Below are 13,543 nucleotides of genomic sequence, written 5' to 3' on the forward strand. Positions count from 1 at the left end.
CTTTCTCTGGGCGCCGCGCTGGATGCGGCGCCGACGCTGGACTTCAACGCCTGGCTGGCGATGGCGGTGCAAACCCGGCTGCTGCTGGGTGCCAGCGCCCCACGGCAGTCGTGACTTCAAAATGAAAGAAACAAAGCCATGAGATCCCCTGTACAAGCCCCAAAAACAGGCCGTGTTGCCGCGCGGCTGACCCGTCTTTCGGCCTTGTTCCAGCGGCTGACACGCGCGCTGGACGCGGCCCAGCCGCTGGCGGCCCTGCTGGCCCGCGGCTATGTGGCGCAGGTCTTCTTCCTGTCGGGCCTGACCAAGCTGCGCGACTGGAGCGTGACCTTGGCCTTGTTTCAAGACGATTACAAGGTGCCGCTGTTGCCGCCCGAAGTCGCCGCGCTGCTGGGAACGACCGGTGAACTGGTGCTGCCGGTGCTGCTGGTGCTGGGTCTGGGCGGGCGCTTCGCGGCGCTGGGCTTGTCGGTGGTGAACGTGGTGGCGGTTGTTTCGCTGTCGGATATCGCAGCGGCCGCGCTGCAGCAGCACGTCACCTGGGGCGTGCTGCTGGGCGCATTGGCTTTGTATGGGTGTGGCAAATGGGCGGTCGACGACTGGCTGCTGGGCCGCGGGTCGGCGGCGTCGGCGCGACCGACTGGCGTGCACAATACCCCCGCATGAATCCGCAGCATCTGAACCGCGTCAAAACCCACCCTGTCTGGCCCCGACTTTGGCCGCGTCGCCTGGGTTGGCGCCTGGCGCTGGGTTTTGGACTGCTGTTGGCCTTGATGCTGGTGGCGCTGGCCCAAGCCAGCTTGCAGATTCGGTCCATGACGGATCTGACCCAGCGCTTTGCCACCCAGGACATGCAGCGCTTGCTGCGCGTGCAGGCCCTGTCGCTGTACACCGAGGGGGCTGGTAACGCCTTGCTGCGTCTGATGAACGCGCCGCGCGAACACCGCGTTCCCGAATACACCGAGGTGGACGAGCGCAACCGCCGCATGGACGGCATCATCGGCTCGCTGGTGGACCAGCTGGACGATCCGCTGCAGGAACAAACCCTGCAGCGGCTGGTGGCAGCGCGCAGCGCCTATTTCAGCGCCTTCATTGCCACGGTGGACGAGATTGAGGGCCAGGACCTGCCAGCCGCCCGGCGGGTCTATACCGAGCGGGTGCAGCCGTCGCTGAAAGCCATGCTGATCGAATCCAACGCCCTGATCAACCGCGAACGTGAGCGGGTCGAGCACCAGGTGGCGGGCGCCCAGAAAAGGTTCGAGCAACTGGCACTGTGGGTGGCGGCCCTGTCATTGCTGGCGGTGGTGCTGGCGGTGGTGCTGGCCCTGCGCACGACACGCAGCGTGGTGGCGCCACTGGCGCAACTGGAGGCGGCCGCCCTGCGCATTGCCGGGGGCGACTATGCCACCCCGATGCTGGCCACCAGCGCCGAAGAAGTGGATCGGGTGGGCCAGGCGCTGACCACCATGACCGGTGCCATCGCTGCGCGGGAGCGCGAGATTGAGCGCCTGGCCTTTCGTGACCCGCTGACGGATTTGCCCAACCGCACTTTTTTGCTTGAACCGATGGCGGGGCAAAAGGACGGCAACAACTGCTTGATGCTGATGGACCTGGCGCGGCTGAAAACCATCAACGAAACACTGGGCTTTGCGACCGGAGACACCTTGATCAAGGAAGTGGCGCAGCGGGTCAATGCGGTCGTCAACCAGGCGGTGAGCCGCGGTTTGATCGGTGGCCCCCGCCCGGTGCTGGCGCACTTGTCGGGCGGGCGGTTCGCCGCGTCGTTCAGCGCAGCGGACCGGCCCACGGTGGAGTCTTTGCGCCTGCAGTTCGAGCACGCCATGGCGCCGCCGGTGCTTTGCAGCGGGCACAGCGTGGATCTGAGTCTGGCCTATGGCTTGGCCGACGCGCCGCAGCAGGGCGCCCCGCGCCAAGTCGCCACCTTGATGCGAAATGCCGAGGTCGCCCTGCACGCCGCCAAGCGGGCGGCCGTCGGTTTTACCTGGTACAGCGAAGCGCAGGAAGCGGCGCGCCTGAGCCATCTGAGCCTGGTGTCTGACTTGCGGGTGGCGGTGGCCACGTCGCAACTGCAAATGTGGCTGCAACCCAAGTTTTCCTTGAAAACGGGCCGGGCGGTGGGGGCGGAGGCGCTGGTGCGCTGGCAGCATCCGCAACGGGGCTTTGTGTCCCCGGCCGAGTTCGTGCCCTTTGCCGAGCAAACTGGCTACATCGGATTGGTGACGAACTGGATGCTGACGCAGGCCCTGCGCACTCTGGCCCGCTGGGCGCCGGTGCAGCCGGACCTCAGCATCGCTGTCAACATCAGCACGCGGGACTTGCAGGAACCGCAGTTTTGCAGCCGTGTCCAACAGCTGATCGAACAGCACGGCGTGGCGCCACAGCGACTGCGCCTGGAGATCGTCGAAAGCGGCCTGATGGAAGACCCGAAAAGCTGCGTGGCGGTGCTGCACGCGTTGCGCGAACTGGGCGTGCAGCTGTCGATTGACGACTTCGGCACGGGTTATTCATCCCTCGCTTACCTGCAACAGCTGCCGGTGAGCGAACTCAAAATTGACCGCAGCTTTATTGACCGGATTGACGCCTTGCCGGGCACCCAGCGCCTGGTCAAGACCATGATTGAAATGGGCCACGGCATGGGCCTGCTGGTCACGGCGGAGGGCGTGGAAACCGAAGCCGAGCGCCAGACCATTACGCGCCTGGGCTGCGATGTGATGCAGGGCTATCTCGTCAGCCGCCCGCTGCACGGCGCCGCGCTGCAGTCATGGTTTGATGAGCTGGCCCCCGTCGTCCCTGCGTCGCCAGCTATCAATTAGATAGCTGGCGACGACTGCTGGCATTCAGTTACCAGTTTGCTTCGCGCTCCGGCGTGGCACTGATCTTGTGAATCGACAGGTCCGCCCCGTCATATTCCTCTTCCTGGCTCAGGCGCAAACCCATGGTGGCCTTGAGCGCGCCGTACACCAGCAGGCTGCCCAGCACCGCCCAGGTTACGCCCATGGCCGTGCCAATGAGCTGGCCAGCCAGGCTGATGCCGCCCCGACCGCCCAGCGCGGTGCTGCCAAACAGCCCGGCCGCGATGCCGCCCCAGGTGCCGCACAGGCCGTGCAGCGGCCAGACGCCCAGCACATCGTCGATCTTCCACTTGTTTTGGGTCAGGGTGAACATGAAGACAAAGATGCCGCCGGCGATGCCACCGACCACCAGGGCACCGAGCGGGTGCATCAGATCGGAGCCGGCGCACACCGCCACCAGGCCGGCCAAAGGGCCGTTGTGGACAAAACCGGGGTCGTTCTTGCCGGCAATCAGGGCCACCAGCGTGCCACCCACCATCGCCATCAGCGAGTTCACCGCGACCAGACCGGAGATGCCGTCGAGCTTTTGCGCGCTCATCACGTTAAAGCCGAACCAGCCCACGATCAGGACCCAGGCGCCGAGCGCCAGAAAAGGAATGCTCGATGGCGGATGGGCCGAGATGGCGCCATCTTTGCGGTAGCGGTTGCTGCGGGCGCCGAGCAGGATGACGGCCGGCAGCGCAATCCAGCCGCCCACGGCATGCACCACCACGCTGCCGGCAAAGTCATGAAACTCCTCGCCGGTGAGGCCCTTGATCCAGGCCTGCACGCCAAAGTGCTGGTTCCACACAATGCCCTCGAAGAAAGGATAAATGAAGCCGACGATGACGGCGGTGGCGATCAGCTGCGGCCAGAATTTGGCGCGCTCCGCGATGCCGCCCGAAATGATGGCGGGAATGGCGGCGGCGAAGGTCAGCAAAAAGAAGAACCTGACCAACTCGTAGCCATTTTTGGCCGCCAGCTGTTCCGCGCCCACCAGGAAACTGGTGCCATAAGCCACGCCGTAGCCGACGATAAAGTAGACGACGGTGGAGACGGAAAAGTCCACCAAAATCTTGACCAGCGCATTGACCTGGTTTTTGCGGCGTACGGTGCCGAGCTCCAGAAATGCAAAACCAGCGTGCATGGCCAGCACCATGACTGCGCCGAGAAGGAGGAACAGGGTGTCTGCGCCCTGTTTTAGTGCTTCCATGAGAACCTCTTTGGATTAAATGAGTTGAATTGGTGCGTTTATGTTGAAAAAATTGTAAACGCACCAAAGTAAAGCAATAATCGAGCCAAAATTGTGCAGTCAAGTCCATAAGCGTGCAGAAACATGGGCTGGCAGTTCTTATGTCATGCCGACGATGGGCGTCGCACGCAGCCGCAGGCGCCTGTTTCCACCCCATGGTTCTGGGCTTGCGGCTGTTTGCCCCGCCGGGCTCGGCTTGCTATACTGCCAAGGCGCCGATTTGCCACAGCTTGCGGGCGCGTAATAAGTTCAGCTAAAGACGCCTGCCAACCCGGCCTCGCCTTTAGCGACGCCGGGTTTTTTGTTTTTTCGGTTCCAAACGATGTTGCTTGCCACGCCCCAGTCCATGCACTTTGCCGCCGCTTTGCCTTTGCAAAGCGGCGCCTCACTGCGTGACTACGCGCTGAGTTTCGAGACCTACGGCACGCTCAATGCCGATCGATCCAACGCCGTGTTGATCTGCCATGCCCTGAACGCCTCGCACCATGTGGCGGGGGTGTACGCCGGTCAGGACAAGTCCGAGGGCTGGTGGGACAACATGATCGGGCCCGGCAAGCCGCTGGACACCGACAAGTTCTTTGTCATTGGCGTCAACAATCTCGGCTCCTGTTTTGGTTCCACCGGCCCGATGCACGTCAACCCTGATACCGGCCGTGTCTATGGCGCCGATTTCCCCGTGGTCACGGTCGAGGACTGGGTCAACGCCCAGGCCCGCTTGCTGGACGCCCTGGGCATCCAGACGCTGGCCGCCGTGATGGGCGGCTCTCTGGGCGGCATGCAGGCCCTGAGCTGGGCGCTGCAATACCCGCAGCGCGTGCGCCACGCCGTGGTGGTGGCCAGTGCCCCGAACCTGACGGCGGAAAACATTGCCTTCAATGAAGTGGCGCGCCGCGCCATCGTGACCGACCCTGATTTCTACGGCGGGCATTTCTACGAACACGGCGTTGTCCCCAAGCGCGGCTTGCGCATCGCCCGCATGATTGGCCACATCACCTACCTCAGCGATGACGTGATGAACGAGAAGTTTGGGCGCCAGTTGCGCGCCGCGACCCAAGGCGGGGGTCCGGGCGACTACCTTTACAGCACCCTGGAAGCAGAGTTCCAGATCGAGAGTTACCTGCGCTACCAGGGTGACAAGTTCGCCGAGTACTTTGACGCCAACACCTATTTGCTGATCACCCGGGCGCTCGATTATTTCGACCCGGCCCGCACTTATGGCGGCGACCTGAGTCAAGCCCTGGCGCGGGCCAGCTGCAAGTTCTTGCTGGTGAGCTTCACCACCGATTGGCGCTTTGCGCCCAAACGCAGCCGCGAGATCGTCAAGGCCTTGCTCGACAACCGGCGCGACGTCAGCTACGCCGAGATTGATGCGCCCCACGGGCATGACGCCTTTTTGCTCGATGACCCCCGTTACATGGGCGTCGTCAGCTCTTATTTTGATAGCATAGCCAAAGAGGTGAGGGCATGAGCGACCGCGCAACCATGTACGCCATCGCCCGGCTGGTGCCCGAAGGCTCGCGCGTGCTGGACCTGGGCTGCGGCGACGGCGCCATGCTGGCGCATCTGCAGCAAACGCGCGGCTGCAGCGGTTACGGCGTCGAGATCGCGGACGCCAATGTGCTGGCCTGCGTCAAGCGCGGCNNGCGTGCTGGACCTGGGCTGCGGCGACGGCGCCATGCTGGCGCATCTGCAGCAAACGCGCGGCTGCAGCGGTTACGGCGTCGAGATCGCGGACGCCAATGTGCTGGCCTGCGTCAAGCGCGGCGTCAACGTCATCCAGCTCAATCTGGACGAAGGCCTGACGATGTTTGCCGATGCCTCGTTCGACGTGGTGCTGCAGATCGACACCTTGCAGCACTTGCGCAACGCCGAGGTCATGTTGCGCGAAACCGTGCGCGTCGGCCGCGTCGGCATCGTCGCCTTCCCCAATTTTGCCCATTGGCCGAACCGCCTGAGCGTGTTGCGCGGGCGCATGCCGGTGACGCGGCGCCTGCCCTACCAGTGGTACGACACCCCCAACATCCGCGTCGGCACCCATGCCGACCTGGCGCTGCTGGCCCAGCGCTGCGACCTCCGGGTGCAGGACAGCTTCGGCATCCAGGACGGAAAAACGGTGCGCTTCTGCCCCAATTTGCTGGCGGGCACCTCGGTCTACACTTTGTCGTTGTAGCGGGTCACGAGCGGCTCGTGGTTCCGGAAACGGTGCGCCAAAAACATCGCCGGCAAACTTGATGGGACTACGCATGGACACCTCAAATTCGTCTCTACCCTCGTCTGCTTATTCCCGCGCGCCAGCCGAGCTGGCGGCGCCCACGGTGTCATTGGCCGAGGCTTTCAAGTTCTGGCTCAAGCTCGGCTTCATCAGCTTCGGCGGCCCGGCCGGGCAGATTGCCATCATGCACCGCGAGCTGGTGGAAGAAAAACGCTGGATTTCCGAGTCGCGCTTCCTGCACGCCCTGAACTACTGCATGCTCTTGCCGGGACCGGAGGCGCAGCAGCTGGCCACCTACATTGGCTGGCTGATGCACCGCAGCTGGGGCGGCGTGGTGGCGGGGGCGCTGTTTGTGCTGCCCTCGTTGTTTATTCTGATCGGCTTGAGCTGGGTCTACGCGGCCTTTGGCAACGTGCCCTGGGTCGCCGGCCTGCTCTACGGCATCAAGCCCGCCGTCGCCGCGATTGTGTTGCAGGCAGTCCACCGCATCGGTTCCAAGACATTGAAAAAACCATCGCTAGCCCCCGTACTATGGGCGATAGCAGCTATTAGTTTTGTAGCAATCGCCTTTTTGAACGTGCCCTTTCCGGCGGTCGTGCTGGCGGCGGCGCTGACCGGCTGGCTCGGTCAGCGCTTTGCGCCGCGGCAATTTGCGGCCGCGGGCGGCCACGGGGCCGCCAAGGCGCCCGACGGGGCGCTGCCCCGCGCCGCCCTGATCGACGATGACACGCCGACGCCGCCCCATGCGCGCTTCAAGCGCTCGCGCCTGGCCACCGTGCTGGCGGTCGGTGCGCTGCTCTGGTTGCTGCCGATGGGCGGGCTGATCGCCTGGCAGGGGTGGAGCGGCGCCCTGACGCAAATGGGCTGGTTCTTCACCAAGGCCGCGCTGCTGACCTTTGGTGGCGCCTACGCCGTGTTGCCCTATGTCTACCAGGGCGCGGTGGCGCAGTTTGGCTGGCTGACCGGGCCGCAGATGATGGACGGCCTGGCCCTCGGTGAAACCACGCCCGGCCCGCTGATCATGGTGGTGGCCTTTGTCGGTTTTGTCGGCGGCTGGGCCAAACAGGTGCTCGGGCCGGACGCGCTGTTCACGGGCGCGGCGCTGGCGGCCACGGGGGTGACCTGGTTCACTTTTTTGCCCTCCTTCGTCTTCATTCTGGCCGGTGGCCCGCTGGTCGAGTCCACCCACGGCAAGTTGCAGTTCACCGCGCCGCTCACCGCCATCACCGCGGCGGTGGTCGGCGTGATTGCCAGTCTTGCTCTGTTTTTTATAGTGCATATCGCTTACCGGACGGGGGCTGGCGGCACATTTACCTCAAGGATTGACGGCGTGGCGCTGGCCCTGGCGGCGTTGGCCGCGGTGGCCCTGCTGCGCTACAAGTGGGGCGTGATGCCGGTGATTGCCGGCTGCGCGCTGGCCGGCTTGGCGCTGCGGCTGGCGGGCTGGGCCTGAGCGCCCGCTGGGGTGACCGTAGTGCTATTGGTTTGATAGTGCCTTGCGCTTATAACGCAAGGGCTACAGTTACTATTGGTCAATAAATTCACCCAGGGAAAACAAAAAAATGGCCCAAGCCAAATATCTCGAAGAGTTCCTTAACGCCGTGCGCGGCGTCCACTCCACTGGTGGCGGCACCAAAGAAACATCCTTTTATACAGCCCTCAACAACCTGCTGGACGGCGTCGGTCACACCCTCAAACCCAAAGTACGCTGCGTCATGCAGCTCAAAAACCTCGGCGCTGGCAACCCTGACGGCGGCTTGTTTACGGCGGACCAGTTTGACCGCCAAACCGGTGAGGCCAAAGACCTCGGCAAACCTTCACGCGGCGTCATCGAAGTCAAAGCGCCGGTAGAGCCGGTGGACGACACCGCCACCACCGTCCAAATCACCAAATACTGGGGCCGTTACAAACTGGTACTCGTCACCAATCTGCGCGACTGGTTGCTGTTGGGTGAACGCGAGGGCCAGCGCGTCACGCTTGAGCGCTTCAGCCTTGCAACCAGCGAGGCTGCTTTTTGGGCGTTGGCAGCCCACCCCACCAAGGCCCAAACCGAACAGGGCGAGGCGTTCCAGGACTTTATAGCCCGCGTGCTGTTGCACAACGCCCCGTTAACTGACCCCAAAGACCTCGCCGCCTTATTAGCCAGCTACGCCCGCGAAGCCCGTCACCGCGTCGAACATGCCACCGACATCGCCGCCAAGCAACTGGAAGCGCTGCAACAAAGCCTGGAATCCTCGCTAGGCGTCACTTTCAACGCCAATGAAGGCGGCCACTTCTTTCGCTCCACGCTGGTGCAAACCCTGTTTTACGGTGTGTTCTCGGCCTGGGTGCTGCGCCGCGAAAACGCCGCGCCGGGGCAAACCCTGGGCCCGTTCGACTGGAAAAGTGCAGCCCACAGCCTGAACGTGCCCATGATTGCAGCCCTCTTCGGCCAGCTCTCACAACCCGCCAAACTCAAAGCCCTTAACCTGACCGAAGTGCTGGACTGGGCCGCTGACGCGCTCAACCGAGTTGACCAAGCGGTCTTCTTCAAAACCTTCGAGTCCACCCGCTCCATCCAGTATTTTTACGAGCCTTTTTTGGCCGCGTTCGACCCACAGCTGCGTAAAAGCTTGGGCGTTTGGTACACACCCGAAGAGATCGTGCGCTACCAAGTGGCCCGCGTGGACCAAGTGCTGCAAAGCGAGCTGGGCTTGCCCGACGGACTGGCTGACCCCAATGTGGTAGTGCTCGACCCCTGCTGCGGCACTGGCGCTTACCTAGTGGAAGTACTGCGCGTGATTGCCGAAAAGCTCAAGGCACAGGGCGCTGACGCACTGGCTGCGCACCAGCTCAAACTGGCCGCCACCACCCGGCTGTTTGGCTTTGAGCTGCTGCCCGCGCCCTATGTGGTGGCGCACTTGCAAATTGGTTTGCTGCTGCGTCAGCTCGGCGCGCCGCTGGGGCACCACGCCGACGGCACGGATGAGCGGGCTGGCATTTACCTGACCAACGCACTCACCGGCTGGGAGCCCGCCAAGGAACCCAAGAGCGAAGTTCTGCCTTTCCCTGAATTTGAACTGGAACGTGATGCGGCAGACCACGTCAAACAAACGCAAAAGATCATCGTTATTTTGGGCAATCCGCCCTATGACGCTTTTGGCGGCGTGGCGCTGGGCGAAGAGCAAGACTTGGTGACGCCTTACAAGGAAGGGTTGATCAAGAAATGGGGAATCAAGAAGTTCAACCTCGATGATTTGTATGTGCGTTTCTTTCGCTTGGCCGAGCGGCGCATTGCCGAAAAGGGTGGGCGCGGGGTGGTGTGCTACATCAGCAATTCGTCTTACATCCACGGCGATTCGTTCGTTGTAATGCGTGAGCACCTGCTTGGCAATTTCAACCGTATCTGGATTGATAACCTCAATGGTGACAGCCGCGCTACCGGTAAGACCACGCCGGAGGGACTGCCCGACCCCAGCGCTTTTTCTACGCCTTATAGCAAGGAGGGCATTCGCAAGGGAACGGCCGTGGCATTAATGGTTCGCAACTCCAATGCGCCGCACCCCGGAACTGTGCTGTACCGGGATTGGTGGGGGGCCTCAAAGCGTTCTGATCTTCTGGGCAGTCTCGATGAAGTTGCGCGAGATACTCGGTCTTCGCTCGCCACACCATCGCAGATCAATCGACTTCGATTTCAGTCCAGCCAAATATCTGCTCACTATTCGAGCTGGCCCGCCGTTATCGACTTCTCTGCCAATGCGCCGCAAAACGGCCCGATTGAGCGGCGTGGAAATACGCTTGTCGTGATGAAGAGCGCGACAGCAACACTTGATCGACTGAAGGAGTATCTGAACCCACTGGTCAGCAACGCTGACGTAGCCGCACTTGAGCCAATCTGGATGCAGAACGCTGGCGAGTTCAAGGCAGAAAAATCAAGGAAGCAAATTCTGAGTCGAAAGGCTCAGTACAACGCAGCCAGCACGGTTTCTTATCCATTCAAACCGTTTGACATTCGAAGCGCCTATCTCGACAACTTGATCGCGCCCTTGTTTTCCCGTCCTGCACCGGAACTGCTTGCAGCCAGTAAGACGCCGGGGGTTCGCTTCTTCATCACGCGAGACACTGCGGATAAAGACATCGAGGGGCCACCATTTCTCATGTCAAACTTGATCTGTGACTATGATTGCATATCCGGCCATGCAAGACACTTTCCGACCGTGTTAAGTAGTGTGGGCAAGTTGCCTTTGACATCTGGAGAGTTGTTTGAAACAGAAGCTGTCACCAAGGCCAACCTGTCAGATCGAGTCCGCAACTACTTGGACGGACTTTCCCTTCCCAACCCCGACACCGACCGCGACACTGCCGAACTCATCTGGATGCACGCGCTGGCCATTGGCTACAGCCCGGCCTACCTAAGCGACAACGCCGACGGCATCCGTGAAAACTGGCCCCGCATCCCCTTGCCTGAATCACGCGAGGCTTTGCTGACCTCCGCCGCGCTGGGCCGCCAGGTGGCGGCGCTGCTGGACACTGAAGCCCCCGTACCCGGCGTCACCAGTGGCGCGCTGCGGGACGAACTCAAAACCATTGCCGTGGTCAGCCGCGTTGGCGGCGGCGCGCTCACGGCAGCCGAATTTGCACTCACAGCCGGCTGGGGCAGCAGCGGCAAAGGCGGCATCACCATGCCGGGGAAAGGCCAGACCGAGCCCCGAGTCGCCGGGCCGAACGAGCAAAACGCCGGATTTGGCACCGCACCCACGCTGGACGTCTACCTGAACGCCACCGCCTACTGGAAGAACATCCCGCAACCGGTGTACGACTTCACCATCGGCGGCTACCAGGTGATAAAGAAGTGGCTGAGCTACCGCGAGCAGCGCGTACTGGGCCGGGCGTTAACGATGGCCGAAATCATGGAAGTCACCGCCATGGCCCGGCGCCTGGCCGCGCTGGTGCTGTTGCAGCCCAAGCTGGATGAGAACTACCAGACCGTGGTTGCGGCAACGTGGGCGTTTGACGCGGTGGCCTGATGCGCGTGATGCGCGTGATGCCAAGCGTGCAAAATGCGTCCTTGATTATGGAGAGAAAACATGCTCACTCGGCTTAAAGTCAAGGGGTTCAAAAACTTGGTCGATGTGGACGTCCGATTCGGGCCCTTCACCTGCATCGCCGGGCCAAATGGTGCGGGCAAGTCAAACTTGTTTGATGCGATTACGTTTTTAGGTGATTTGGCCTCAATGCCCATCATGAAAGCCGCGAGTCGGGCCAGGGGCACCAACGGACGAATCTCTGATTTCCACAGCCTCTTTTTTAAAGATTCAAAGGGTAACTTTCTCCCTATGCTGTTCATTGCGGAGATGATCGTGCCCAGCAAAGTCATTGATGACTTTGATCGCACCGCAACGCCAACGGCTACGTTTCTTGAATACACGCTGGAGTTGCGCCTTAGCGAAACACACGCAGATCAATCACCCGCCGACCCGATCTACATCGAACAGGAAGGGCTGCGCGCAATCAATTCAAGCGAAGCGACAAAACGTCTTGGATTCCCACAGTCACCCGCGTGGATAAAGCAGCACATCTTTGGCCCGGGAAGCAGAAGTACGCCATTTATCAGCACCGAAATTTCAGGTAATCCAAGCCAGCCTGCGATCCGACTTTTTGGAGACCAGACCAAGAAAGGCGGCCCGCCCTTTTTGGTGCCAGCTAGAAAATCCCCGCAAACCATTGTGTCTGGCGCCAACTCCTCATCGCACCCAACGGCGCTGGCAGCGCGAAGTGAATTGCGGTCATGGCGATTATTGCAACTCGAACCATCCGCACTGAGGCGTTTCGACAACTTTGGTGATGATCCGCATGTAACTTCAACGGGTGAGCATTTGCCTGCTGCTCTGATGCGGCTAGACAACCATGCCGAGGTGTCTCAACGTTTGTCGGAGCTGTTGCCCGACATTGTTTCGGTCGATGTTGATGCTGATGAAAAGCGACAAGTGAAGACATTGCTTCTGACGATGAAAGACAAGGAGACCTATACAGCAAGCTCTCTGTCTGATGGCACGCTACGTTTTCTGGCTTTGGCAGTACTGGCATTGGATCCTGAATTTGGCGGTTTGCTTTGCATGGAAGAACCTGAGAATGGAATTCACCCATCGCGAATTCCGCAGATGCTCAGCTTGGTGCGTAGCTTGTCAGAGGAGGTTGAAGCTGTTGACGAAAGAACGTCAGCGTCATCAATCCGCCAGCTAATCATCAATACCCATTCACCATTGGTTGTCGCCGAGTTGCGAGACGATGAATTGCTGTTTGCAGAAACATTGAAGATGAAGGCAAAAGCTTTCGTAAATTTCAAACCACTTCCAGGCACCTGGCGTCAAACCGCCTCCGGTGCCAAAGGGGCAGAACTGATTACAAGAGGGGAAATTTTGTCTTATTTGAGTGGCCACAAGCACTCGGCTCGATCAGTTGGTCACGCAGATCTTGTGGGACGTTTGGCTGAATCGTCCCCGGCGCCGTCCCCGCGCCCCTCAACCCCCGACCTTTTTCAGCAAGCCAAATCATGAGAAGAGTCACCGCAACGCTTATTACCGACGGTAGCTCCGATAAACTTTTGGTCCCTCTGATTGAATTGCTTTTTAGCGCTCACACTGAACTTGCATATCAAGTGAATTGCGCTGAGGGCCTCCCCTCGTTATCCAGTGGACTAGAGGCAAGAATCAATTCGGCATTGGAACTGTTTCCCTGCGATTTCTTGTTTGTACATCGCGACTCTGAAGGTGTTGAAGCCTCCGTGAGACAACAGGAGATTGAAACGAGTTGGCCAGAATCGCAGCAAGCGGCCGTCCTCATCTGCGTTGTACCAGTGCGCATGACTGAAGCTTGGCTTGTTGCAAATGAGAAACCGATTAGGTTAGCGGTTGGCAACCCAAATGGAACCGAGTCGCTCGGCTTGCCCGCAATAAAAGATGTCGAGTCATTGCCAGACCCTAAAAAGGTTCTTTTTGAAGCTCTTAAAGCAGCGTCTGGGCTAAACGCCTCCCGCAAGCGACGCTTCAATCCCCACCAATTCAGGCATCGCGTGAGCGAACTTACGGATGATTTGGAACCGCTACGCAAGCTCAGTTCTTTCAGGCACCTTGAAGCTCAGGTTCAGAGGCATTTAGTAAAGTCGAACAGCTAAGACAAACGCAGTAAACACACTTGTGCACCGTGGTCGTGACTTGATTCATTTTTTTTTGCCCTCCTTCGTCTTCA

At 60.7% G+C, this 13,543-nt stretch carries 9 protein-coding genes and 1 pseudogene; 9 read left to right on the forward strand and 1 reads right to left on the reverse strand.

Annotated features, from left to right (window positions below):
* The first annotated feature begins 138 nt into the window (after positions 1–138).
* Positions 139–666: a DoxX family protein gene (locus B3V69_RS17740; RefSeq protein WP_296448343.1), complete on the forward strand. Its 528-nt coding sequence runs from the start codon at positions 139–141 to the stop codon at positions 664–666.
* Positions 663–2,834 carry a putative bifunctional diguanylate cyclase/phosphodiesterase gene (locus tag B3V69_RS17745; protein WP_296448345.1) on the forward strand — a complete coding sequence of 724 codons (2,172 nt, stop codon included), beginning with the start codon at positions 663–665 and terminating at the stop codon, positions 2,832–2,834. Before B3V69_RS17740 ends, B3V69_RS17745 begins: the two co-directional genes overlap by 4 nt.
* A 28-nt stretch (positions 2,835–2,862) precedes the next feature.
* On the opposite strand, the gene B3V69_RS17750 is transcribed toward B3V69_RS17745, so the two are convergent.
* Positions 2,863–4,065 (reverse strand): ammonium transporter, encoded by a 1,203-nt coding sequence (locus B3V69_RS17750; protein WP_296448347.1) that lies wholly within the window; start codon positions 4,063–4,065, stop codon positions 2,863–2,865.
* Between the two features lie 361 nt (positions 4,066–4,426).
* Here B3V69_RS17750 and metX point away from each other — a divergent pair, with 361 nt between their 5' ends.
* The 7 genes and pseudogenes from metX to B3V69_RS17785 all read left to right on the forward strand — a co-directional run bounded on the left by metX (position 4,427) and on the right by B3V69_RS17785 (position 13,469).
* Positions 4,427–5,572 (forward strand): homoserine O-succinyltransferase MetX, encoded by a 1,146-nt coding sequence (gene metX, locus B3V69_RS17755; protein ID WP_296448349.1) that lies wholly within the window; start codon positions 4,427–4,429, stop codon positions 5,570–5,572.
* Between the two features lie 14 nt (positions 5,573–5,586).
* A pseudogene (locus B3V69_RS17760) lies at positions 5,587–5,715 on the forward strand (methionine biosynthesis protein MetW); the annotation flags it as partial.
* A 4-nt stretch (positions 5,716–5,719) separates the two neighbouring features.
* Entirely contained in the window at positions 5,720–6,274 is a 555-nt protein-coding gene (gene metW / locus B3V69_RS17765; RefSeq protein ID WP_296448351.1) for a methionine biosynthesis protein MetW, read from the forward strand.
* A gap of 73 nt (positions 6,275–6,347) precedes the next feature.
* On the forward strand, positions 6,348–7,769 hold the full coding sequence (gene chrA / locus B3V69_RS17770) for a chromate efflux transporter (RefSeq protein WP_296448353.1): 1,422 nt from the start codon (positions 6,348–6,350) through the stop codon (positions 7,767–7,769).
* Between the two features lie 109 nt (positions 7,770–7,878).
* On the forward strand, positions 7,879–11,322 hold the full coding sequence (locus tag B3V69_RS17775) for a type ISP restriction/modification enzyme (protein WP_296448355.1): 3,444 nt from the start codon (positions 7,879–7,881) through the stop codon (positions 11,320–11,322).
* A 60-nt stretch (positions 11,323–11,382) separates the two neighbouring features.
* Complete coding sequence (locus B3V69_RS17780) at positions 11,383–12,852, forward strand: AAA family ATPase (RefSeq protein ID WP_296448356.1); 1,470 nt, start codon at positions 11,383–11,385, stop codon at positions 12,850–12,852.
* 164 nt (positions 12,853–13,016) lie between these two features.
* Complete coding sequence (locus B3V69_RS17785) at positions 13,017–13,469, forward strand: hypothetical protein (protein WP_296448358.1); 453 nt, start codon at positions 13,017–13,019, stop codon at positions 13,467–13,469.
* The last annotated feature ends 74 nt before the right edge of the window (positions 13,470–13,543 follow it).

Source organism: Rhodoferax sp. UBA5149, assembly GCF_002413825.1.
Taxonomy (GTDB): domain Bacteria; phylum Pseudomonadota; class Gammaproteobacteria; order Burkholderiales; family Burkholderiaceae_C; genus Rhodoferax.

Coding starts and splice junctions, on each gene's coding strand:
- B3V69_RS17775 (WP_296448355.1), top strand. CDS start 7,879: ATGGCCCAAGCCAAATATCTCGAAGAGTTCCTTAACGCCGTGCGCGGC.
- metX (WP_296448349.1), top strand. CDS start 4,427: ATGTTGCTTGCCACGCCCCAGTCCATGCACTTTGCCGCCGCTTTGCCT.
- B3V69_RS17745 (WP_296448345.1), top strand. CDS start 663: ATGAATCCGCAGCATCTGAACCGCGTCAAAACCCACCCTGTCTGGCCC.
- B3V69_RS17780 (WP_296448356.1), top strand. CDS start 11,383: ATGCTCACTCGGCTTAAAGTCAAGGGGTTCAAAAACTTGGTCGATGTG.
- B3V69_RS17740 (WP_296448343.1), top strand. CDS start 139: ATGAGATCCCCTGTACAAGCCCCAAAAACAGGCCGTGTTGCCGCGCGG.
- chrA (WP_296448353.1), top strand. CDS start 6,348: ATGGACACCTCAAATTCGTCTCTACCCTCGTCTGCTTATTCCCGCGCG.
- B3V69_RS17750 (WP_296448347.1), bottom strand. CDS start 4,065: ATGGAAGCACTAAAACAGGGCGCAGACACCCTGTTCCTCCTTCTCGGC.